The sequence below is a fragment of the Bacillus sp. AFS077874 genome (genome assembly GCF_002566505.1).
Lineage (GTDB): Bacteria > Bacillota > Bacilli > Bacillales > Bacillaceae_G > Gottfriedia.
The window spans coordinates 317380-342284 of the sequence record NZ_NUYF01000005.1; the positions used below are offsets into that span (position 1 = coordinate 317380).

Here is a 24905-nt window from a genome sequence, read left to right on the forward strand (position 1 = left end):
AATTAATTAATAAGAATAAAAAAAATTACATAGAATACTTTCTATGTAACTTTTAATAGTCTATAAATCCTTTTAATACTTGACACGTTAAAGGACAATTTAATCTCGCTGAGTTATTTGATTGGTTTAAACTAACTTGTGACAAAGGAATTCCATACCATAAAAGTTCATTATCAATCATAATGAATGGTTGAACTTGATCTTTTTTAATAAAGCTTCTATTTTTTTGATTATCAAAATGAGATTCACTTATAAATAGAATTGGTATCTCAACTTCATTGATCAGTTTTCGAATTTCCAAAGACATTTCAGATAAATTAGGCATGGAGACAATTATTTTTTTCTTTGCATTTTTTAGATCATTTACTAATTCATTTTTCATGTCCATTGAATGATCCGAAAACAGTCTTAACCTCTTTGATATACTCTTTGAAAAAACCTTTTCAAACTCTTCTTTACTCACCTTGTATTCATTTTTCATTTGGAAATGAATTAACTTATTAATCGTCTTTTTTGAATTTGTTTTACTTTTTATAAATGGAATATCTGCAATATGAATAAATTTGCCACGAGCTCTAGTCAAAGCAACATTAATTAATCTTTCACTGTTTTGATCTGTAAGCAGTAATCCAGGAGAATATTGTGGTTTCGTATCAACTGAATCAAAAATGATTACGTCACACTCCGCTCCTTGAAATCGGTGAACTGTTGCGATTTGTATTGGTAATTCTCGATATTTTGTTTTCCCGATAATCTCTTTATGGAGTGCGGTAAGTAACTTTGCCTGTGCTCTATATGGCGTAACAATTCCAATTGACTTGACCCCATCTACTATACTTGAAAGAATACATTGAATTGCAATAATCGCAGATCCTAAATTATATCTAGAATTCGTATTTGAATCTTTTAAAGCATAGGTTTTAAGAAATTGAGAATTTATTAAACTATTTGCTTGCATTGGAAATGGTTTATGTTTTGCGATTTCCTGTCTTTTTTTAACAGATGGATGATCAAACACCAATGAATGATAGATTTCATTATTTGTAAACCCAGATATGGCCGGATGCATTCTCCTTTGTTGATTCAATAAAACTAAATTATTTAATGGTTCACCATTCTCTATCTTTTGGACAATACCAGTATGATGAAATAAATCTTCCTGTAACCACTTTTTCACATTTTCATTATGAAAGCATGATGCAATTGGCGGTAATTGTTTAAAATCTCCACAAACAACAATTCGTTTCCCTAATGTTGAAGCAAAGGCGATTTGTGGTGTATACGCCATACTAATTTCATCAACAATAACTAAATCGAACTGGCGTAAATAGATTAAAGGATCAATTGAACATTTGGATAGTGTAGTGCCAATCACTTTTGCTTGATCAATCAATTCTTTTTCCTTTTCACGAATTTCCCCTCGAATTTTATTTAACTTATTTTGAATTTTACTTAAATCATCTAATTCTTTTTTTGAGGCTGCCCCTCTTCTAGCTTTCCTTAGCATCGAGTGCTTTCGTTCATCTAAATTTTCCAACTCATATTGATTTATACTTCCATTTACTTCAACAAGCTTTGATGAAAGAACATCTTCGTGTTGTAATAACACTTCATCTTTTGTATAACCATAGCGGACAATCTCGCCACTTTTCCATTTATCTTTCATTTCTAATTCATGAATTACATTTTTCATTAACACATCTACTGCAGCATTAGAATGAGCTATTACTAAAACTGACTTATTTTTTTCGTAATGTTTTAAAATAATATTAGTTAAATTATAAGATTTTCCTGTACCCGGTGGACCCCATATATATGTTGTTGCATTATAGAACGAACGATAAATTAGCTCCTGCTTTGTTGAACTTTCTTTCTTCATTTTACTTAAATGTTTAGCAGTAGAATCAGCATTCATTAGCTTCATAATTCTTTTTTGTTTACTCCGATAATCTTTTAATTCCTCAAGTCTTTCAATTAATTGATCTAGTAACTCCCATGGTTCATTAAAAAGTTCTGCATATGGAATCGTCGAAGTAATTCTTTCATTTATTTTTATTTCAACTTGAGAACCTTTAAATGACAACAATTCACCTTGATATTCTTGATTTTCTATTTTTATTCGAACCGGCGTTCCTTCTGGGACAAAAATTTCTGCATAAATCGTAAACAAGATAACCGTACTTTGTCCAATTTGGTATAGTGGTGTCCCCTTAGAAAGGGTATAACTTCTCCCACCATGAAATTTCAAATAATTTCGTTCCGCTTCAATTGCAGTTTGCCATTCAGTGATTAACTTATTTACATCATTTAGTGTATTTACAATCATTTATTTCACCTTATTAATTTTGAAATTGATATTTATAGATTTTTCTTTAGTCACCTATTTTGCTTTAATGAGTTCCAATCTATATAGCAAACAAACGCTCCATAATTATAACGATAGAAAGTTTAACATTTATAGTAATTTACTTATCATACACTAGTTCATACAGTTTATTAAATTATTACATCCTATCTTATCAGTTAATATATTGTTGATTTTTTTATTGAACTAAAGTGTAATTATTCACAATCTGTACTATTAAATGTACTTTTCCTCCACACTAAAAAACTCCCACCAGATGAAATAGGAGAATGTTTTCAATATGAAATCATTCCCCTCGAATGGTATGAAAATTTATATAGTGATATTACTCCTCAATGACTAGCTAAACGTTTTTCAAACTCCGCCTTAAACAGTAGAATAGCATCGATATTTACAGCAAAATCGTGGTCACTAATATTAAAATTAGTTATAAATTCGTCAGACCTCTCACGAACCATAATTGTCGCGCGGATATTGTCTCCAATAGCGTCCTGAGTTACACCACTTCCATAAATATACCAGTTAGTTTCAGTAGCCTTATTTGCTGCATTTTTAGATAAGTCATTTTTTATTATTTCACATAAATTTTCCATAAAATCTTCATTAAGATTAATGTTTTTTCCAAATTCACCATCAACAGTTAAATCAGCATCTCCATACCATATATTCCTGCTTGTTCTTTTTCCGTCATTTGAAGTATAAGTTTCATCAAACAAAATTTTCATTTTCATTACCACCTTGTTAAAATACAATTTCTTCACACTATTATATACCAATTAGAAATTGTAAAATAGCTTGCTATAAGTCTCACTAAACTTGTAAGAGTTAGGCAAGTTAATTTCATAGTTGGGTTCCTCCTATAGTTGTGAGTTTGAGTGGTGTCTATACTCATATTAGACTACCTTTCCTTATTATCGAATGGGCTTTTTTGTGTGTCTACTATAAGGGGATAATTTCATTCAGCAGTTTTTTTATTTGTGCATAAAATTAAAATATTTTAATTATTTTACCAAATATTGCCATTAAAAATGTATAATGAAATTAGGAGGTGATAGTTCTGAAGTTCAACAGGATTTTCTTTTGCCTAATTACGATTTTTTTGATTACAGCAATAGGATGCTCTAAAGAAGTAGAAACTGAAAAACAAAAGATTTTGGTTCAAAAACATAATAATCATAAATTCGAGAATTATAGAGAAGTTACAATAGATAAAGACGTATTAAAAGCACAAGAAATTTTTAGAAATTCTGATTGGAAAGTTTTAGATACGAAAATGTACCGCCAACCTGAATATGAATTGGTTTTTCAGTTTAAAAATCCTGATATTCAAGTAAAACAAATACTTTACAGAGTATGGGTTAATTCTAGTGACAACATGTTGGAAATAACTAAAAGTGGCCGATATGTACAATTATCAAAAGTAGATTCAGCGACTTTATATGAAATTATTACTGGAGAAAAATTAGCAAATAATTAAATAACTCTAGTAGTCTTAGTAATTTTTGATGTTTAAGGGGTAATAGGATGATAATTATTGATCAAAGTTCTATAATATTGCTTTTGTTATTCTTCTTGCCTTATTTTGTTCTTTTACTATACATAATTGAAAATGAAATAGAAAAAAAATCAAAAGTACCCAATTTAATTATTGATGTAACAAAAGTAAGAACTAACAGTGAATTGCATACGCTATTAAAAGAAAAACTGAAATTCCCATTTTATTATAGTGAAAATTGGGACTCTTTTTGGGAGACCATTACTGGAATCGTAGAGTTACCAAATAAAATAGAGTTTGTTGGGTGGTCAGAAATGGCGAGAAGATTACCTGAAGATTCGAAAATAATGAAAGAGTATCTTCTTGAACATAATGAGGAATTCCCCGATTGGAAATGTGAGTTCTTATTCAATTAACGTATGCTTTAGTTCTACAACGCGATCGACTATATAAGTCGATTTTTTTTATTTAATGTGAAACAAAAGATAAAAACATTAGATTTGATGTTATTTCTGCAAGCTTAGAATCACGTCATTTTTATATATAATAGCAAGTAAGTTACTTCAACCAAAAACAATTATGCTTTAAACCAGGAGGCGAAAAATTGGTTAAAAAGTTAAGTTCTTTATTACTTTTAATTGCAATCATTCTGCAAGTTTACGGATTTATTACTAACCGATTTTTGATCTTGATACCATATTCCCTTTTCTTATTAGGAATAGTGCTTTTCCTATTGGGTTTACGGGAAAAAGGAAAACTTAGAAGAAATCTTTTCATCATGACAGGGAGTACTTTTTTTATCGGATTTATAAGTTTATTATCGAACTAACGCATTGCTTTAGTTGAACAAAATGATCGACTTTATAAGTCGATTTTTTTGCTTTAAAGCGGGATAGATTGATATAAAAGTACTTATCTATGAAAAAATAGAATAAATTTTATGGAGTTATCGAGATAGAAGGTATATTGAAAATCTCTATTCGGAGGTAGTAGATTTGAAAAAATTTATAAAAATTGGTGTTATTTTACTTTTAATAATAATTATTTTTGTGGAGGTTTTATTAGCGTAAAATTAACTTATAACAAACCAACAAGAGAGATTAGGGTGGGATATGAAACGCCTCATCAAGAAGGTGTAATTGAAATACGTAATGTCATTACTGATGTTAACAATCAAGATAAGATAGATAATTTACAACAAGTACTTGCCTTTGCTAAGCAAATTAATAATGAAAAATTTGACTTAGGTAAACCTAATTTACACTTATTTATCAATAGTCCAAAAGAAGGTGTCTTATTAATACACGCAAAAATATGGTTTACTAGGGACGGTGCAATCGTTAATATGGGAGATTATCGAAAAGTTAGTCTGACGAATGCAAAAATGTTAAAGAAAATAGTTGGATACAAAGATCTATGAATAATTCTTATTCAACTAACGCTATGCATTAGTTGAACAACATAAACGGCTTTTTAGTCGGTTTTTATTAAATTAAATGACAGTAGTGAATAAGGAATAAGGATAATCCATTAAATAATTACGAATACCTTATAAAGAACGCCTCGTAAAAAGATACGAGGCTCTCCCCTATAAATATTTTTAGCTCATTAGTTTATTTTCAATAACGTCCGCCATGAACAGAGTTTTCTGGACTGACTTGTTTATATCCTGACATTTTATTTAAATAATTCTCCTAAATAATACGGCATTTGTTTTCGCCACCAAACCCAGTCATGTGAAGCATCTTCGCCCCACTCATCAAACCATGCTTTAATTTGCTTTTCTTCGAATGCCTCTTTTAATGTAAAGTATGAAGGCAGTCCGTCTTGTTCCCAATCACCTAGCCCGGTACAAATTATGATATCTGCTGAACGGTATCGATCTATAAACCAGCCGTCATTTTGATTCCATATGTAATCGCTTGGTGAATTTTCGTATACAAGAGGATCATTTCCGTAGTCTCCAAAAAAGAAACGGACATCGTAAACACCGCTAAGAGCAACGGTTGTTTGGAAGACATCCGGATGTCTTAGGAAAAAGTTCAATGCATGATACGCACCCATACTACAACCTGTTGTCATCATTGGATCAAACCAACCTGTTTTATGTTTAATAAATGGAATAGCTTCTGAAATTACATAACGATCATATGCTTCATGAGCTAATGCACGGTCATGTACCGATTTTGAGTCGTGTAGCCAACTTTCGCTATCTATGGTAGACAGTGTAAAAAATTGGACTTTTCCAGATTCAATAAAGTCATGACACACATCAATCATTCCAAAATTATTGTATTCAAAATGTGTCCCCCCAGATGAAGGAAAAACTAGGATTGGCATGCCACTGTGTCCATATCTGTTCAACTGCATTTCGCGTCCTAATTCCCCGCTCCAATGGCTTAAATGTTCTATATTCATAGAAAAATCTCCTATCCCTATACGTTTACAACGCTGCAATTTTTTCGTTCATGTACAAAACGAATGATATCTTCGACTTCTTCCTGTGAATCGGCATTAATCGCATAAAATTGATTTCCTTGGAGTTCCGCAAACGCTTCTGGAATACGCTTATCAAACTTCACACGGTCGCCAAATTGTTCATAAATAGCATTCGTATCGTGGTTATACTCATACGCATCACGCTGTGTTATACCGACACAATACTCGTTTTTTGCATCGGGTTCCTTAATTTCTCCACCTGTTACAATAGAAGCATACTGATCAAATAAATCAATGGAGTATGCGAAATTGTACATATCGATCGTGTAGCCGCCAGCTAAGCGGTTATTATATTCAAGTGCAACATAATCCCCATCTTCTAATTTAAAAAACTCAATATGGAAAAAGCGTTCCTTCATCCCAAAAGCTTTTACAATCGATTTACCATAGTATTCAAGCTTTGGATCAATTTCTTTTTGAATAATATAAGCTAAATCCAACTGACCTTTAACAAGTTCCAGAGTAGGCACATTATATGTAAAGCTTGTTTGGAAAACAATATTCCCTTTTTGATCAACTAAACCATCAAATGTACAAAGCACGCCTCCTTCGACATATGGTTCAATGAAGTACACTTGTGCTTCATCCCATACTTCTTCAAAATGGCGTACAGCCTCTTCTGAACATAATTTAAAGGTTGCAGCTGAACCAACACCATTATCTGGTTTAGCAATAACTGGCAGTCCTAATTCATCAATGGCTTTAGTTAACTCTTTTTTAGTTTTAACGACTTTTCCATCTACAACAGGCACACCTGCTTTTTTAAACAGCTTTTTCATTTCAGATTTATATTTAACTTTTTTCAAGTCACTCGGTTTATTTCCATATACATTAAATTGTTCACGCAACTGCGCATCAAGTTCTAACCAGTATTCGTTATTAGATTCAATACGCTCAATCGGACCATGTTTATAAAATAAAAATGCAACAGCACGTTTCACTTCATCTAGATCTTCTAAATTATTCACACGATAATATTCTGTTAAAGAGTTTTGTAATTTGGGCCCTAATTGGTCATATGGCTCTTCGCCAATACCTAGTACATTAACACCTGCAGCTTTCAAACGATGAGCAAATGCCTGAAAATTCTCTGGATAATATGGAGAGATCAAAATATAATTCATAAAATTGCTCCTTTATAAAAAGTAATAGTTATCTAATTTAAGTCAAATATCATTATTCAGTTCATTTAAGACCATTTCTCACTTAAAAAACGTAAACATTCTGGTAAGTGTTTTGCCCAAGCCTTTTCATCATGTACCTCATCTGCATAAATATTTAAACTAATGCTATCAATTGAAACAGAGCCTTTTATCAGTTGTTTATAATACTTAAGCGAGCAATCGATATATGCCTGCTTCATATTTCCATACATGAATTGACGATCGGTATCATCGCCTTCCTGAGTACCAACTTGAATATACACTCGTTGTTCAGGATCCAACTCTTGACTAGCAATATACTGATCAAATGCTTTACTTGTAATCCAATTGGCTAAAGAAAAAATACCTAATCCACCTATTTGATCTTTATATTCAACACCCATAAATGCCGAAATATTCCCTCCAAGTGAACTACCAATCACCGCTGTATGATATTTATCAGGTTTAGTTCGATATTGCTTATCGATGAACGGCTTCACGACTGTCATGACAAAACTAGCAAACTCCACGCCTTTCCCGCCTAACTCAAAATCTTCAGGAAGTGGGCTTTCAGTAATTTTCCAAGGCGTATATTCATTAATTCGATTTTGTCCACCGTTATCGATTCCAACAACAATCATCCTTGGTAAATCTTGGTTTTGTTTGATTGCCGGAATCACTTTCCATGAATACCCGCTATAAGATTCACTACTATAGAAAATATTTTGACCATCATGCATATAGACAACTGGATAATTTTTATCCTGGTCTTCTTCATAATTTTTGGGCAATAAAACACGCACGCGACGTTTTTCATTTTTATAAGACATATGTAATTGATGTGTTTCTAATTTTAAATAAAAATAGGATTGATTCATTTTAACTTCCTCGCTCCTTTAAACTTACCTTTAGAAAAATTCAACTGTTTAAGTTCTTCTAATGAATAAGTGTTTGATAAATATAAATTCACACTTGGAAGAGAACTATTCAATAACTTAATTTACTCCTATGTACTAATTTCTTTATTTAAATCTAAATCTATTAAACTTTGATGCTAACCAACTGCCTAAACAATTCTTTTCCAAGCAGTTTCCACATCGTCTGAAAAATCATTTGTAACTAATTCAACGAAAATAGACTAGATTCCTTCTTGAACAATCATGTCAAATAATGAAATTAGGATATTCGATAAATGAATATCCTCTATTTCACACTATGGAAATATTAAAATATGAAAAAACAATTTAAGCAAACAAATATAAATTTCAATTTTACGATTTATATAAAAAGTTCTAAAATAAGAAGAGATAATAAATTAAATTTGGGGGAAAGAAAAAATGATTAGGGAAGCTACTCAAAAGGATTTAATGGACATTTTAGAGATTTATAACGATGCCATTCTAAATACAACTGCAGTTTATACATATAAACCACAAACGCTTGAAAGCAGACAAATTTGGTTTGAACAAAAGATGGCTGAAGGGCTTCCAATACTAGTCTTCGAACTTGATCAAAAGGTCGTTGGATTTGCTACATTCGGTCCTTTTAGAGCTTGGCCTGCCTATAAATATTCGATTGAGCATTCAGTTTATGTAAATAGTGAATACAGAAAAAAGGGTATTGCCACTTCATTAATGAAAGAATTAATCTCTATTGCCAAAGAAAGAGAGTATATGACTTTAATTGCCGGAATTGATGCAGATAATGAAAAAAGTATTTCCATGCACAAAAACTTCGGATTTGTTTATTCAGGCACAATTAAAAAGGCAGGTTATAAATTTAATAGATGGCTTGACTTGTCCTTTTATCAATTAGATCTTGATGGACCAAAGGCTCCTACAGAAGAATAAATTAGTAATCTATTAAGGGTATGTTTTGAACAAATTTTTTTAAAACATACCCTTTCTTATTCTAACGAAAAACGTTTTATTTTACTTCTAAAGCAAAAGCATAAAAGGCATCGCCATGTGATAAGTGCTTATCTTTTTTATCCAACCAATATACTCCATATGAGTAGTAATATACTCCTTTATTAATAGGTGCTGAAAATTGATTCTTCACTACTACAATATCAATTTCATTATTATCATTTATTTGACTCAAGTGGACTTCATTTGGTTTAGGATTATAGTTCATTATAATTTTAACATTTTCGCCAGGTTTTACTTCAATCGGCTTTTTACCCTTTAGCAACTCGACCGGTCCTGCCGTATCAACGCATTCCCCTTGACCTTTCGATTGCCAACAATAAGTACCTAACTTAGTATCATATGTTTGTTCCTCCACTTGAACCATTGTTTTTGGAGGCTTATTACCTTTCAATTCATTATTTGCTGAACATCCAGTGAAAATGAGTAAGAAAAAAAGTATCGCGAATCTTAACCATTTTGCCATTTTGAACACTCCCTATTTTCAAATTGGACTTTAAATTTTTCTTTATTTATGAATGCAATTTCAATTATTTTTCAGTTTTTAAAAACTTTAAGATTGTTCCGTCCTCTTGTTTTACAATCATGACATTTGGGTCTTCATTCGTTAAATAAATTTTATCGCCAACCTTTAACATATTTGACGAAAAATTGACTTTCGGAATCGTATTATTTATAATGACTTCTTTGACTTCACCAATTTGGTCTTTCAGTATAAATTCATCATTATGTAAAATTCTTTCAAACCGATATTGAGCCCCATTTACAATTAATAGTCCAAAACTAGATTCCGCAGAAGTACTTTTATATTCTTTTGTTATACCCATGTCTTCCTTTAGTGCGTTTTTAATAGGAGAATTAATAAAAATGGTAATAGCCAGAAACAAAAGAATCCCAACTGAAACAAACGGTTTTCGAATTCGATTATAACCTCGATTGGAATTCGCTTTATTCCATATTTGATCATATGTGACGGAAGGATTATGTTGATCTAATTTCTGCTGGAGTGTGTGTTTAATGTCAGAAATAGGATTGTTTTCCACCTTTAAGTTCTCCCCCTTTCAGTTTTTGTTCTACTTTAAACAGTTCGTTTTTCGATAAACGATTTCTTAATTTTGTCAACGCGTAATTAAGCCTTGATTTACATGTACCGATCGGAATATTTAAAGAGTCCGCCACTTCATCTAATTTAAGTTCTAAATAATAATGAAGAACAATCACTTCCTTACTCTTCTGCGGTAATAAATTTATCTCTTTCCATAAATGATCTTCCATTTCATTTTGTAAAATCGATAGTTCAACTTCATTTTCAGTTAGAACATCATACTTAATGCCGAAAAGTTTCTTAATTTTTTGTTTACGTATCATATTGCGGGTGATATTTACTGTCATTCGATAAATCCAAGGCTCAATTGGTTTTGTTTGATCAAACAGATGGAATTTTTTTATGATACGAATGAACGTCTCTTGCGTAATTTCATCTGCCATTACTTTTGATTTGGTTAAAAAGAAAGCAGTACGATACACCAATGACGAGTGATTTTTAAACAATTCTTCTAAACAATCTTTGTCAATTCTTTCAGGCACTAGTTCTCCTCCTTTCACCACTTACTCTATATACAGTTAAAAACAGATTATAGTTCGGAGTTTTTTAAAATTATTTTCTCTAAAATTACTTTAAAAAGAATGAGTAAGGAATTGTGTTAAGCAAATCTATAAATTTCATCAATCCGAGTTTTAAAAATATTCTTTCGATTAGTTATATAGTATGATAAGAATTAAATTAATTAAAGGTGGGTTTTTAGAATGAAGGCAGTTCAAATTGATGAATCAAAGCATTTATTTATTGACGATTATCAGATGCCTGTTTTAGGTGAAAATGAACTACTTGTTAAAGTTCATGCTACGGCTATTAATCGAGCTGACTTACTTCAAAAACATGGTAAGTACCCCGTACCCAATGGCGCATCACCGATTTTAGGTTTAGAGATGTCCGGGATTGTTGAACAGGTTGGGGCTAATGTTACAAATTGGAAAGTTGGAGATCGTGTTTGTAGCTTATTGCCAGGCGGAGGTTATGCGCAGTATGTTTCCATTCCTTCAGATTTGGCAATTTCTATTCCAGATCATTTTTCGTTCGAAGAGGCTGCGGCTATACCCGAAGTGTTTTTGACAGCTTACTTAAATTTATTTGAATTAGGTAGATTAAAAGAAAATGAAACTGTATTAATTCATGCCGGAGCTAGTGGTGTTGGGACCGCTGCAATTCAGCTTGCAAGAGAATTTGGTGCTAGTTCAATCGTTACTGCTGGGAGTGAAACGAAACTTGCAGCTTGTACTGATTTGGGTGCAAATTATGTGATTAACTATAAAAATGAAGATTTTAAAACTGTCGTCGAAAAAGTTACTGATCATGTAGGTGTAGACGTCATTTTAGATTTTATTGGTGCATCCTATTTTCATCAAAACTTACAATCATTGAATACTAATGGTAGGCTTATTTTGATTGGAACAATGGGTGGAGTTAAAGTGAACGATGTGAACTTATTACCACTTTTGACAAAGAGAATTTCCATTATAGGAAGTACTTTACGTTCACAAACACTTGAGCAAAAAATCTATTTAACAAATCAATTCAAAAAAGATGTCTTACCACTTTTTACGAATAAGAAAATAAAACCGATTATCGATTCAGTATATAATTGGCATGAAGTGAATGAAGCGCATACTCGAATGGAGAACAATTTGAATACCGGAAAAATAGTCTTAAAAATAGATTAATTATATGTAAGTTAAAGGGGATAATCATGGTACTACTCGGTTCAATTGTTAATGCAGCAGCTATTATTTTTGGCTCTTTACTAGGTTTGTTTATTAAAAGAATTCCAGATCGAATGAAAAACCTAGTAACTCAGTCAATTTCTCTCGTAATTATAGTTATAGGATTTACTTTAGCTATGAAAACAAATCAAGTTCTGATCGTCGTTTTCAGTTTATCGCTAGGTGCGGTTGTAGGAGAATGGTTAGATATCGAAAGTAAATTAGATAAATTAGGACTATTTATCGAAAGTAAATTTCAATCTAAAAGCGAAGGCTCTATTTCTAAAGGATTTGTTACATCGACTTTATTATTCTGTGTTGGCGCGATGGCTATACTCGGAGCACTAGATAGCGGACTCCGTCATAATCATGAAATATTATATACAAAATCAATGATGGACGGATTTTTATCAATCATTTTAACTTCGACTCTCGGCATTGGTGTGTTATTCTCCGCTGTCCCAGTTTTAATCTATCAAGGATTTATTGCCATTTTTGCCTCATTTGTACCGAATCTAGTAACACAGCATTTATTAGATTCAATAATTGCTGAGATCTCAGGTACAGGAGGAATTTTATTAATTGCTCTTGGTTTGAATTCACTAGGTTTATTAAAAATAAAAATTGGAAATATGTTACCTTCTATTTTATTTGCACTTATTATTGTTTGTTTCATTCAGTTTTTCAAATAAGATTACTAAAATGAGCCCCGAAAAGGGCTCATTTTTTTAAATTAATGGAGTTTCCTTCTAAAATAACCTTTGTCTTTATGATATAAGATTAACGCTACTATTAATACTCCTGCAGCAATCCAAACAGCCTGATTCCCAATATACTTTGTGGATAGACTCCCAAACAATGCGCCAAATGAAAAGGAAAGGATAATAACGAGAAACTCTTTAAATTTTGTTTTTGCTTCTTTGTCATGATTTACAAAAGCTGTATATGCTGCCTGTGAAGCAATTCTAATATTACCAGTTGTCATCGTAGAATTGTATGTCCATTTATCTAAATGAGTGAAGGTTGAAATTTGTAATGATGAGACAAAGGAGATGCAAACTGTTACAACTATATTAGGTACACTACTAGGTAATAATCCTACAATCAATAAAACACTACATTCTAACAAGAGAATTGAACGTCTATAGCTGTATAATAGTTCTCTTAAACGTGGATGTTTAACCGATTCAGCAACTAATACCCCCAAAATAAAGGCTATAATAGGTAGAATATAATCCACAGAGTTTTTCCAATTTCCAAATGATAGATTTATTGCCAAAAGTACAAGATTTCCCGTTTGTGCATTGGCAAATACACCGTCCCTGCTTATAAAAGTATACCCATCTAAAAAACCACCTACTAAAGCTAACAATAATCCTAGATAGACTGAATTCGATGATAATGATGGAATGATTTTTTGTTTAGATTTCAATCTAGTTCTCCTACTTCTATTACTAAACTTAGCACAATCATAACACACTTATTATGTAAATAAATGTGAACAATAATCCAACAATTACATAAAAAATTATCGATTTTTCACTTGGGTTAATTGCTATTTTTTAATGGCTCTGTTAAATTAAAATGTTAATTTTGGAAATAAAAAGAGGCTGTAAATTAGACAGCCTTTAGGACTTTTATTGAACAAATGAAAGCTTTTAAAATAAAAAAAGACGATCAAAACATTCATTTGATCATCTCTTTCTTCTTATTTAATAATCTTAACCATATGGTCTTCATCGTAAAACTCACCGTTAACAAATAATGCTCTTTTTTCTGTTCCAAAGCTTTCAAAGCCTACTGCTTCATAAAGTCTTTTTGCAGATTGATTAGATGAGATGACTGCCAATTCAATTTGTAAAATTTCTTCAATTTCCATAGCATCTTGGATCGCTTGACTTAAAACTTTTTTCCCTACACCTTTACCTCGGTAATCTGGTGTAACATACATTCCCCAAATTGTTCCTTTATGTTTCATTTTTTCAGATCTTTTTTGGTAGAAGCCAGCAACACCAACAAGTACGCCATTGTCGAAAGCACCAATAATAAAATTATCGAAAGTCTTAGGGAAATTATTTGTGTGCTGTTCGATTGATTTTCTCTCATACTCAGTTAAACTTTCCCCGAATGCTTCTGGTGATAATGTTAATCCTTCACTTCTTAATCGAATAAACTCAGGTAAATCTTCAATTGTTAATTTTCGAATTTCCATACTTAATCCCCCTTCGAAGCTTTTACAATTCACTTCGTATCATTCAAATATAACATATAATTCTGAAGTTTTAGAATAAAAAAAGGACTGATCAAATTAATACATGATCAGTCCTTGCATTGTAAGACAAATTCCAATACCAATGATTATCAGACTGATTGCAAGCGCTTGTCAACAGTCTGAAAGTTTAATAGAGACTAGTTTCAATTCAGTCATCTCTTGTATTGCATATTTTATGCCTTCTCTTCCATAACCACTTTCTTTTACGCCACCATAAGGCATTAAATCAACTCTAAATGTAGGAACATCGTTTACTAGCACGCCACCTACATGTAATTTTTTAGTAGCATATAATGCTCTTTGTAAGTTGTTTGTATAAACACCAGCTTGTAATCCAAACCGACTATTGTTTACTTCATTTATTGCTTCATCAAACTGTTCATATGAATTGATGACGACAACTGGACCAAAAATTTCCTTACAGGATACATCACTACTGTTCTTTACATTTGTTAAAATAGTTGGTTTATAAAGACGTTCATCTATTATGTCCCCACCAGTTACTAGATCAGCTCCATCTTTAATAGATTGCTTTACCCATTCATCTATTCTAGCAACATCTTTTTTAGAAATTAATGCACTAATATCTGTTTGAAGGTCTAATGGCGAACCTATATTTAACATTTTAGTAGCATTTTTCATCTTCAATAGGAATTCATTATAAAGTGTATGATGTACAAAAATTCTTTGTAATGAAATACAAACTTGGCCGTTATAAATAAAGGCTCCCCATACACAACGATTGATTAATTCATCAGTTAACTGGACATCTTCATCGATGATCAATGCTGAGTTTGACCCTAGTTCTAACGTTACTTTTTTTAATCCTGCTTTGTTTTTTAGTGAGATGCCGACTTCAGGACTGCCGGTAAATGTAATTGCGTTCACGTCAGGATGTTTTACTAAAGCATCACCGATTTCCGAGCCCTTTCCGGTAATCAGGTTAAACGCACCCTTAGGTAAATCCGTTTTATCAATCATTTCAGCTAATGCAATGGCAGAAAGTGGAGTCTGACTAGCTGGTTTTAAAACAATTGTATTTCCTGCAGCAATTGCTGGACCAACTTTATGTGCGACTAAATTAAACGGGAAATTAAACGGTGTAATTGCACCAATTACACCAACTGGCTCTCTGACTGTATAAGTGACTCGACCTTCACCACCTGCTACTGCATCAAGAGGGATTGTTTCTCCATATATTCTTTTTGCTTCTTCAGCGGCTATTTTATAAGTTGCAATCGTTCGATCAATTTCACCTAAAGCAGCCCTTAGAGGTTTGGATGCCTCTAATGCTAAAATTTCAGCAAGTTTTGAACGATTTTCTTTAAATTGTTCAACTAATTGCTCTAAAATGACACTTCTTTCATACGAGCTGAGTTTTTCCATTTGAGTTTTCGCGTTATTAGCCGCTCTGATCGCCTCTTCTAAATTCTCTATCGTTGCGATTGGAATTTCGGCTAACACCTCACCAGAATGAGGGGCAACAAGATTTTCATGTTTAACCCCTTCAACCCAACTTCCTTCTATATAAAATTGCTTTTTCATTCTATTTCACCTCAGTTACAAGCTGACTAGCAACTTGATATATTGATTGTTTGATAATATTCAGTCCTTCATCTAATTCCTCGTCAGAAATAATTAAAGGCGTTAAGAAACGTAGAATATTACTATGAACACCTGCGCTAAGAATAATAACTCCATTTTCACAACATTTTTTTGTTAACGCTGCTACAAACTCTTTTGCTGGTTGACCAGAAGTAGGATCTATAAATTCGATACCTACCATTGCTCCTAGTCCCCTAATATCATAAATTATTGGAAAATCATTTTTCAATTGACCAAAAAATGATTTGATTTTTTCTCCAATCGATCTAGCTCGAATCCATAATTTTTCACTTTCAATTTTTTCAATCACTTCGAGCGCTGCTACACAACCTAATGGACTTCCGCCATAAGTTCCACCTAATTCACCGGGTGATGCCGCATCCATTATTTCAGTACGCCCTGTCACCGCACTAATTGGTACACCAGCTGCGATTGATTTTGACATTGTGATTAAATCAGGTTCAATTTCAAAAATGGTTGATGCAAATAATTCACCTGTTCGCCCAAATCCTGTTTGAATTTCATCCGCTATGAACAAAATTCCATGTGACTTACAAATAGAATATACTTCCTTTACAAATTTCTTTGGAGGAACAATAAATCCTCCTTCTCCTTGGACGGGCTCCATAATAACCGCAGCCACTTCTTCCGGTGATACATCTGTTAAAAGAAAATCCTTAAATTGAGAGATACAAAAATTAATATATTCTTCTTCAGATAACTCTTTTGGTCTATTCGATAAATAAGGGAATTTTGCTTTATATGTAGCTGGAGCAAATGGTCCCATTTTATATTTATATGGTTTTACTTTACTTGTTAAAGACATTCCTAATAAAGTCCGCCCATGAAATCCTCGTGTAAACGAAATAATGCCTGAACGGCCAGTGTACTTCCTTGCAATTTTAACAGCATTTTCAACTGCTTCAGCACCGCTATTTAATAGAATTGTTTTTTTAGAAAAATCCCCAGGCGTTATTTCAGATAATTTTTTAGCTAAATCAATATAAGACTTATACATTCCTACATGAAAGCACGAGTGGATTAATCGCTCTGATTGATTTTTAATCGCTTGTACAACATTCTTTGGAGTATGTCCTACATTTAACGTACCAATTGCTCCAGCAAAATCTAAAAATTTATTTCCATCAACATCCTCAACGATTGTACCGTTTGCTTTTTCTACAAAAACAGGTGTATTATTTCCAACTCCATTTGGAACAAACTCATTACGTAATTCTATGAGCTCTTTTCCCTTTGGCCCTGGAACTCCTGCTGAGACATTAACAAATTTTCGATTATTGCTCATGCAAACTCTCCCTCTCATAAAAATAATTTCATTTCAATCTATAAAATTATTAAATTATTAGCTTCATTATTAATATACTCGCTTTCAAACATTTAAGAATGAAATAAAACTAAGCCAAGGGCTTATTTGAGGGAAAGGGAAAAGCCACTCAGGTGAGCGGCAAATAGTTTAGAACATTAATAATTCGCGAATGTCTTCTTCTGTTAAATTAAATGAAGGTTTTCCATTCGTTTCAATAATTTCTCCTATTAATTGTTTTTTCTTCTCTTGTAGTTCATTCATTTTATCTTCAATCGTTCCTTTAGCGACTAGCTTGATCACTTGAACATCATTTATTTGACCGAAACGATATGCTCGATCCGTTGCCTGGTTTTCAACCGCAGGATTCCACCAATTATCATAAAGAATTACTGTATCAGCTCCAGTTAAATTGAGTCCCACTCCTCCTGCCTTTAATGAAATTAGAAAGAAGTTATGTTCACCAGTGTTAAATCGATTGCATATCGATAGACGTTCTTCTGAAGGAGTTTGTCCATCTAGATAAAAAAATTGTTCTCCCATGACTGATAGTTCTCTACCGATTAAATCTAACATTTTCGTAAATTGAGAGAATATCAATACTCTTCTACCGGCTATTTTTGATGCCTCAATTAGTTGAAATAGTTGTTCAAACTTAGCTGAACTACCTTCATAACCATCTATAAACAAAGCTGGATGGCAACAAATTTGTCTTAAACGGGTTAAACCAGCTAAAATTTTGATATGATTTTTGCCTAATGTAAATTTATCCACTGCTAAGTGCTTTAGTGTGTCGTGTCGTAGTTTTGCTAAATATGCTGCATATAATTTTTTTTGCTCTGGTAACAATTCGACGGATTCCTTCCATTCGATTTTCTCTGGAAGCTCCTTAAGAACATCCTCTTTTAATCTTCTTAATAAGAAAGGTCGAACTCTTTTAGAGATTGTTTTTCTAGTCAAATTGCTAAATTCCTTTAACCCTCCAAATAATTCTGGAAAAACTACATGATAAATTGCCCAAAGTTCTTCGAGTGAATTTTCAATTGGCGTACCTGTTAAAGCAAACCGTTGATCAGCATTTAGCTTTTTTACGACTTTAGCTGTTTGAGTAAAAGGATTCTTAAAATTTTGTGCCTCATCAAAAAATACTGTATGAAACTTTTGCTTTTCGTACCACTTTATATCGTTTCTTAACATCGGATAAGAGGTAATTAAAACGTCGATATTGACTAGTTCCTTTTGTATTTTCAATCTTTCATTTTTATTTCCATCAATGACAAGCGCTTGAATTTCAGGTGTAAATTTGAATACTTCGCTTAACCAGTTATACGTTAATGCAGTAGGACAAACAATTAGAATTGGTGCATTAAATGAACGGATTTCGTTTAAAACGGATTGTATATAAGCAAGGCTTTGAATTGTTTTACCTAATCCCATATCATCCGCTAAAATTCCTCCAAATCCGAACTTTGCTAAGTTCTTCATCCACTTGTATCCAAAAATTTGGTAATCTCTTAACAGATTTTTCATTGTTACAGGTACTTCTTCTACTATTTCATTTGGATTTATTAAACTCTCATAAAACTGATTCAATCGATCTTCTATTTTAAACAAACTAGTTTCTTCCGCAGAATCTAATAAATATAGACCATTTTTTATCGGTAAGTTTAAAACACTTTCATAATCAAACTCTTGCTCAGGTACTGCATTTAAAAATCGCCTTATCTCTTGTAATTCTCTCGTTTCAAGCGAATACAAAGTTCCATCATGTAACCGATAATATTTCCGTTTCTCTTTTAGTGCTAATAAAACTTCTTTGATTTGTTTCTCGGGAATGTCTAATTCAAATTTAAATTCCAACCAATTCGTTCGTTCTCTTTTTAAATTAACTCGTATTTGTGGTTTCTTATTTTCTTTAAAAATTCGATTTCGAACAGCGGTCGTTGCATAAATTTCAGTTAGTTTTTCAAGCTTAGGTACTATATTTCTTAAAAAATCGTATTCAAGTTCTTCATTTTGTAAGAAATAGCCACCTTCAGTTTTTGAAAATGAACTATCTTCCATTAATTGTAATATTTCTAATTCTTTTTCTTCATCTCTAATTAACGTTTTACTCAGTTGAATTTCTCTTTGATCTAGCGGATTTATCACGATGCGATCATAATGAAATTCAATCCCTGCAAGTAATTTATTTTTAATACGATCTAAATATAGCTTTGCTCTTAACGGGGCTTCTGAATATTGGTTTGATAATGCAGTAGGAATTTGTACTTTACCAAGCTTTATAAGACCTGGAATGACTTTCTCAACATAAAGATGGATTTGGTCTGTTGGAATATTTATTTTTTCATGTACTGTATTTTTAAATATTTGTTTTAACTCAACAAGTCGATTAAATTCCTCAACTTTAAGATTATATATTCTTCCACGATATAAGACTGTTGAATAAGCTTCCATTATTGTTAATTGCTCAATTCCTTTTGCAGTTAAAAAGTATTGATCACTTAAATGCTCAATTTCAAATTCCAAAGGTAATTTATCTTCGGTAAATGAAATTCCATAAAATGGTATTCCATTTTCAATTATTTTTACGTTTTCTGTAACAGTTAATAAATTAATGAATTGTCTCCAAATTGTCGGAGAAATGAACATGTATTCATTTTTCTTAGTCAAATGATCATTAAACATTTTTTCATCATCTAACAGCTTTATTAAAAGTTCCCAAATTCGATTAACTTCATTTTGTACACAATGTAAATTAGGGTCAAAAATAATATCATCCGAAATTTTACTTACTTTACCCTCATTAACATCCTTTAAAAAATTTCGTAGATTTTCTACTTTCATTTTTCCAAATGTCATAGCAATTCCAAGGATTTTATAGCCTTCACTCATTTCAACGACTTCGCAAATAAACTCAAAATCAATTATTTGCCGATCGTCAAAATGCTTTAATTGTCCGCTTTTACGAAACGTTTTATCATGAAAAAGTTCTAAAATACCATTCGATCTATCGGAGTTTTCCATAAAAACATCAATTTCTGAAGGATTTCTCTCGTTTTTCTGACGTTCAAAAATCGAAATTAAAACTGCAGCTATGTGTTGACAATCTGTTTTAATTGAAGCTAGTTTAGGACATGTGCACTTACTATAAAAATCACCATTTTCTTCTCTTATAACATGAACGGTAAAATCTTCATTTCCTATAACTGTTGCTGTACAAGTATCTTCATTAACTTTTTCGATTTGTACTTTATTTGCGCGATAAAAAGAGTCACCCCTTTTGAAGGAGACTGTACCGCAGCGTTCTTTTATGATTTTATGATTCAATTTTATCTTCAATTAACTGCTCCTTCCAAAATAAATAAAACGAATATAACTATCTTACCATTAATTATTTATTTATCTAAAATATTGCTTCAAATCTTCTTATAAAAATAGAAAAAAAGAAGCCATTTTTGACTTCTTTTTATAAATAAATCTATTTTTGTTCAACAATTCCATGTCTAAAAGCATAAATTACGGCCTGAGTTCGATCGACCACTTCTAATTTCGTTAAAATATTACTTACATGCGTTTTTACCGTTTTTAATGAAACAAATAAAGTATCGGCGATTTCTTGATTTGACTTACCTTCAGTCATTAAATGAAGTACTTCTTGTTCTCTAGCCGTTAAATCATCATGTAATTCCCGTTGGGTAGATTTTCTCATTCTATTCATCATTTTCCCAGTAACAACTGGTTCTAAAACTGATCCACCTTTATGTGTCGTTCGTATTGCATTTGCGATATCACTAGCTCTAGATGTTTTTAACATATAACTAATTGCACCAGCATCAATGGCAGGATAAACATTTTCATCATCAATAAAACTTGTAACAATGATGATTTTTGCTTCTGGCCATTTTGAAATTATTTGTTTCGTCGCTTCAATTCCATCCATAACTTCCATAATTAAGTCCATTAATACAATATCAGGACGTTTTTCTAATACAAGTTCTACGCCTTCTTTTCCATTACTTGCTTGACCAACCACTTCAATATCAGATTGAGTACTTAAATATGTAGAAACACCCATTCTTACCATCTCATGATCATCAACTAACACGACTTTGATCAAATTTCCCACCTCTATTCAATTACAGGAACTTTTACTTCAATCTGGGTTCCTCTTTTTGGTATACTTACTATTTTTGCCGTTCCACCAATTTCAGAAGAACGTTCACTAATTGATTGCAATCCATACGAACCAGTTTTTCGGTTCTCGATATCAAACCCAATTCCATCATCAATCATTCGAACTAATACAAAATCTTCAATTTTTCTAATTCGTATTTCAAAAGTTTTTGCATTTGCATGCCTTAAAGTATTCGATAATGCTTCTTGAATAATCCTAAATAAATGATCCTCTACACCTTTTGAGAGTGAAATATCATCGATTTTCCATTTTAATTGAAGAGCTTGACGATTTGTTAATTCAGTTAGAAGCTTTTCTACGCCTTCTTTTAAGCTTTTACCTTCTAACTGAACTGGTCTTAAATGTAATAAAAGTGCACGCATTTCTGATTGAGCATTAATCGCCATTTTTTCAATATATTGTAATTGTTCTTTAAATGTAGTTTCACCAAGTTCATTGATCGCAGAAATCATCATCGAAATCGCAAATAATTGTTGGCTAACTGAGTCATGTAATTCCCTCGCTAGTCTATGTCGCTCTTTTGTTACGACATCTTCAATTGTCTGAGATTCAATTAATTTCTTTTCATCTACTAATTTTTGAACAGTCTTCCTTGAATCTTCAATTTGTTTAGATATTTTTTGAAGTTTTAATTCGATTTCGTTATCAATTGACCGAATTGAATGCTCTGATTCTTTATGATAAATTCCATTTTCTGCCTTTGCTATACCTTCTAATAATGCTTTTTCATTATGACGAATCGTGCTCAAAACAGCTGTACTATAAACAATTGATATGATAATGATTGCTACAAATAATATTAATAATAAAGAAAAATTTCCAATTTTATACAAAAGCAATTTATCAAGAAAAGTATGATCAATGAAATAATAAACAACGCCACAGATTAAAATACTTGATGTAAATGCAGCAAGACAGATTGATAAAAAGATACCTTTGTCAATTTTCATTTATTTGTCACCTCAATATTTCCGATTGCTAAAGAAGTGACAATTTTTAACTTTCTTGAAGCTTCTTTATAATCATTAGAAGTGAACTTACAATTCTTGTTAAATCCGTTCAATTTATTTTTAAGGATATTAATTTTCCCAAATAAAGTAGAATGCTGGATCGAGACTTCTAAATCATACGGCACATACAATGTAATATTACCGATGATTCCATTTAATACCAGCACTGTCTCTCCTTCAGGAATAAATGACTCTGAAAGATCGATTATGACATCACCAATTCCAAAATAATAATCAACATCATCTAATTCAAATGAATCATTCTTTAGATGGATATTTGTGAAAAATCGATTTGAAATGAGAGAATTTGTTTCAAAGACTCCTGTATTCGTTGTTTCAACTATGTTTGGAACAATGACCTTTGCATTAAATTTAGAATTAACGAATATTAAATATCCTACATAAATCACAATAAAGGATAATACCCCTAAGATTGATTTCAATTGAAATACATTACTGATAAATAAAATGATTCCTCCAAAAAACGCGATATTCGCAGATGTAGAAGGGTAAACTTTACGTTTTTTTGCCCCATACTGAAATAAATAAATACCTACCCCAGCTGCGATTATTGCAAAAGGATTTAAAAATAGATCAAATAATAATCCTATGCCTGCAATTATGAATAATAATCCAGTTAATTCATTGCTAGACAATCGTCTAAATCGCTTCATATAGCTCTCCTCTATTCACTAAACTAGCTTGTTAATAGCAATCGAAAGCTTTTGTTATTAACTATTCTACTATGTAGTTTATCTATTTTTTGCTCGTTTTGATACAAACTTAAGTATTGTCTTATCTCGGTCTTAAGACTGAGATTTTTTTGAGGAATTATGTAAGTACCCTTTGACTCATTATGAGTAAGGTAAACGCGGATTTTTGCCTCTTTACATACTCATGAACCTTTTATGAGGCACTAAATCGCGGATTTTTGCCTTTGTACTTCCTCATGAACCCCTTATGAGGCACTATATCCCGGTTTCTTGCCTTTGTACTTCCTCATGAACCTCTTATGAGGCACTAAATCGTGGATTTTTGCCTTTGTACTTACCCATGAACCCCTTATAAGTCACTAACTCGTACATTCATGCATTTTTACTTACTCATCAACAACCCCATAAAAGTCACTAAATCTCAAAAGAAAAAGAAGAGTATAAATACTCTTCTCCCTTACTTATAAGACTTAGTATTCATCATTTTACTAATTTTTTTCCACTTATCTCTTTCTTGTCTAGCTAGTGATGCGTCTTGTTTACGTTCTGCATACGCTAGTTCTCTCATTAATTTACGATAGCTTGTGAGTCTTTGCTGATCTAGTTCGCCGTTTTCGATTGCTCGATTAACTGCACATCCTGGTTCGTTTGCATGTGTACAGTCAGAGAATTTACATGATTTAGCTAATTCTTCGACATCTGAAAATGTCGAGCTTATATGTTCTTCTCCACCCCAAAGCTGTAATTCTCTCATACCTGGTGTATCGATGACCATTCCACCAGATGGTAGGAAAAATAATTCGCGATGTGTAGTAGTATGTTTTCCGCGATCGTCACCTTCACGTACGTCCTGTGTTATTTGAATTACTTCACCGATTAACGCGTTTAATAATGTAGATTTACCGACACCTGAAGAACCAAGTAAGGAAACAGTCTTCCCGGATGATATGAGCTGTTTCAGTTCTTCAATACCTTCTCCATTTGTACTATTTACAGAATAAATCGGTACACCAAATGCAATCTCTTCAACTGCTGCAATTTTGGTTGGTAGGTCAGTGCATAAATCCTTTTTTGTTAAAACAATAATTGGATTTGCTCCACTATCATAGGCAACAAGTAAATAACGTTCTAATCTTCTTATATTAAAATCGTTATTTAATGCCATTACTAAAAACACATAATCTATATTAGCAGCTACTATTTGTTCTTCAGTTTTTTCTCCTGCAGATTGCCTTGAGAATTGACTTATTCTCGGCAATACTTTTTGAATAATTGCTTTGTTTTCACCCTTTAACGGTTCAATTACAACCCAATCTCCAACGGATGGATAATCACTTTTTACTTTTGCTTGGAATTGAAATTTCCCAGAAACTTCACCAGTTAGTTCATTTTCTCCATCATGCAATTTATAAATTTGTCTTTGTTCAGATATAACTCTTGCAACTACAGTATTTTGATCCTTTTCTCCGAACGCTTCGTTCCAACCTAATTGTTTTAAATTCATTTTGTCCTCCAATTATATAAGGACAATAAT

23 protein-coding genes are annotated in these 24905 nt (G+C 32.0%); 6 read left to right on the forward strand and 17 right to left on the reverse strand.

The features are described 5' to 3' along the window. Positions 1–52 precede the first annotated feature (52 nt). Entirely contained in the window at positions 53–2326 is a 2274-nt protein-coding gene (locus COJ46_RS03270; protein WP_097977697.1) for an AAA domain-containing protein, read from the reverse strand. Positions 2327–2697: 371 nt separating this feature from the next. Next, positions 2698–3090, reverse strand: coding sequence for a hypothetical protein (locus tag COJ46_RS03275; protein ID WP_097977699.1), 393 nt, complete (start codon positions 3088–3090; stop codon positions 2698–2700). A 374-nt stretch (positions 3091–3464) separates the two neighbouring features. Here COJ46_RS03275 and COJ46_RS03280 point away from each other — a divergent pair, with 374 nt between their 5' ends. The 3 genes from COJ46_RS03280 (at position 3465) to COJ46_RS03295 (ending at position 5280) form a co-directional block, all read left to right on the forward strand. Then, entirely contained in the window at positions 3465–3842 is a 378-nt protein-coding gene (locus COJ46_RS03280; protein ID WP_098565693.1) for a hypothetical protein, read from the forward strand. 47 nt (positions 3843–3889) lie between these two features. Then, positions 3890–4276 carry a barstar family protein gene (locus COJ46_RS03285; RefSeq protein ID WP_097977703.1) on the forward strand — a complete coding sequence of 129 codons (387 nt, stop codon included), beginning with the start codon at positions 3890–3892 and terminating at the stop codon, positions 4274–4276. Between the two features lie 689 nt (positions 4277–4965). Further along, the gene (locus COJ46_RS03295; RefSeq protein WP_097977707.1) at positions 4966–5280 is read left to right on the forward strand and encodes a hypothetical protein; all 315 of its coding nucleotides are present in this window, start codon (positions 4966–4968) and stop codon (positions 5278–5280) included. Positions 5281–5537: 257 nt separating this feature from the next. On the opposite strand, the gene COJ46_RS03300 is transcribed toward COJ46_RS03295, so the two are convergent. From COJ46_RS03300 to COJ46_RS03310, 3 genes are all read right to left on the reverse strand, one after another. Beyond that, positions 5538–6278 carry an esterase family protein gene (locus tag COJ46_RS03300; protein WP_097977709.1) on the reverse strand — a complete coding sequence of 247 codons (741 nt, stop codon included), beginning with the start codon at positions 6276–6278 and terminating at the stop codon, positions 5538–5540. A 17-nt stretch (positions 6279–6295) separates the two neighbouring features. Then, on the reverse strand, positions 6296–7483 hold the full coding sequence (locus COJ46_RS03305) for an ATP-grasp domain-containing protein (protein WP_097977710.1): 1188 nt from the start codon (positions 7481–7483) through the stop codon (positions 6296–6298). A 65-nt stretch (positions 7484–7548) separates the two neighbouring features. Beyond that, positions 7549–8379, reverse strand: coding sequence for an alpha/beta hydrolase (locus tag COJ46_RS03310; protein ID WP_097977712.1), 831 nt, complete (start codon positions 8377–8379; stop codon positions 7549–7551). Positions 8380–8838: 459 nt separating this feature from the next. Here COJ46_RS03310 and COJ46_RS03315 point away from each other — a divergent pair, with 459 nt between their 5' ends. Continuing rightward, a complete protein-coding gene (locus tag COJ46_RS03315) occupies positions 8839–9351 on the forward strand; it encodes a GNAT family N-acetyltransferase (protein ID WP_097977714.1) in 513 nt (170 codons plus the stop codon). A gap of 76 nt (positions 9352–9427) precedes the next feature. On the opposite strand, the gene COJ46_RS03320 is transcribed toward COJ46_RS03315, so the two are convergent. The 3 genes from COJ46_RS03320 to COJ46_RS03330 all read right to left on the reverse strand — a co-directional run bounded on the left by COJ46_RS03320 (position 9428) and on the right by COJ46_RS03330 (position 11016). After that, on the reverse strand, positions 9428–9895 hold the full coding sequence (locus tag COJ46_RS03320) for a hypothetical protein (RefSeq protein ID WP_097977716.1): 468 nt from the start codon (positions 9893–9895) through the stop codon (positions 9428–9430). Positions 9896–9959: 64 nt separating this feature from the next. After that, entirely contained in the window at positions 9960–10472 is a 513-nt protein-coding gene (locus COJ46_RS03325; RefSeq protein ID WP_097977718.1) for a hypothetical protein, read from the reverse strand. Then, positions 10450–11016 carry an RNA polymerase sigma factor gene (locus COJ46_RS03330; protein WP_097977719.1) on the reverse strand — a complete coding sequence of 189 codons (567 nt, stop codon included), beginning with the start codon at positions 11014–11016 and terminating at the stop codon, positions 10450–10452. The genes COJ46_RS03325 and COJ46_RS03330 overlap by 23 nt, the downstream gene beginning before the upstream one ends. 219 nt (positions 11017–11235) lie before the next feature. On the opposite strand from COJ46_RS03330, the gene COJ46_RS03335 reads away from it, so the two are divergent. Together COJ46_RS03335 and COJ46_RS03340 are read left to right on the forward strand one after the other, a co-directional pair. Next, positions 11236–12210, forward strand: a complete 975-nt coding sequence (locus tag COJ46_RS03335; RefSeq protein WP_097977721.1) for an NAD(P)H-quinone oxidoreductase — start codon at positions 11236–11238, stop codon at positions 12208–12210. Between the two features lie 26 nt (positions 12211–12236). Further along, entirely contained in the window at positions 12237–12941 is a 705-nt protein-coding gene (locus COJ46_RS03340) for a DUF554 domain-containing protein (protein ID WP_098565694.1), read from the forward strand. 41 nt (positions 12942–12982) lie between these two features. Here the strand turns inward: COJ46_RS03340 and COJ46_RS03345 are convergent, their stop codons facing one another. The 9 genes from COJ46_RS03345 to rsgA all read right to left on the reverse strand — a co-directional run bounded on the left by COJ46_RS03345 (position 12983) and on the right by rsgA (position 24875). Beyond that, positions 12983–13681: a YoaK family protein gene (locus tag COJ46_RS03345; RefSeq protein ID WP_097977725.1), complete on the reverse strand. Its 699-nt coding sequence runs from the start codon at positions 13679–13681 to the stop codon at positions 12983–12985. 276 nt (positions 13682–13957) lie between these two features. After that, a complete protein-coding gene (locus COJ46_RS03350) occupies positions 13958–14461 on the reverse strand; it encodes a GNAT family N-acetyltransferase (protein ID WP_097977727.1) in 504 nt (167 codons plus the stop codon). A 171-nt stretch (positions 14462–14632) separates the two neighbouring features. Further along, entirely contained in the window at positions 14633–16066 is a 1434-nt protein-coding gene (locus COJ46_RS03355; RefSeq protein ID WP_098565695.1) for an aldehyde dehydrogenase family protein, read from the reverse strand. Between the two features lies 1 nt (position 16067). Continuing rightward, a complete protein-coding gene (gene gabT, locus COJ46_RS03360; protein ID WP_097977731.1) occupies positions 16068–17432 on the reverse strand; it encodes a 4-aminobutyrate--2-oxoglutarate transaminase in 1365 nt (454 codons plus the stop codon). A gap of 168 nt (positions 17433–17600) precedes the next feature. Then, entirely contained in the window at positions 17601–20792 is a 3192-nt protein-coding gene (locus COJ46_RS03365) for a DEAD/DEAH box helicase (RefSeq protein WP_097977733.1), read from the reverse strand. Between the two features lie 139 nt (positions 20793–20931). Then, on the reverse strand, positions 20932–21570 hold the full coding sequence (locus COJ46_RS03370; protein WP_056476946.1) for a response regulator transcription factor: 639 nt from the start codon (positions 21568–21570) through the stop codon (positions 20932–20934). 11 nt (positions 21571–21581) lie between these two features. Continuing rightward, entirely contained in the window at positions 21582–22598 is a 1017-nt protein-coding gene (locus COJ46_RS03375; RefSeq protein WP_097977735.1) for a sensor histidine kinase, read from the reverse strand. Further along, positions 22595–23332, reverse strand: coding sequence for a cell wall-active antibiotics response protein LiaF (gene liaF, locus COJ46_RS03380; RefSeq protein WP_097977736.1), 738 nt, complete (start codon positions 23330–23332; stop codon positions 22595–22597). Before liaF ends, COJ46_RS03375 begins: the two co-directional genes overlap by 4 nt. 496 nt (positions 23333–23828) lie before the next feature. Next, on the reverse strand, positions 23829–24875 hold the full coding sequence (rsgA, locus tag COJ46_RS03385) for a ribosome small subunit-dependent GTPase A (RefSeq protein WP_097977738.1): 1047 nt from the start codon (positions 24873–24875) through the stop codon (positions 23829–23831). Positions 24876–24905: the final 30 nt, after the last annotated feature.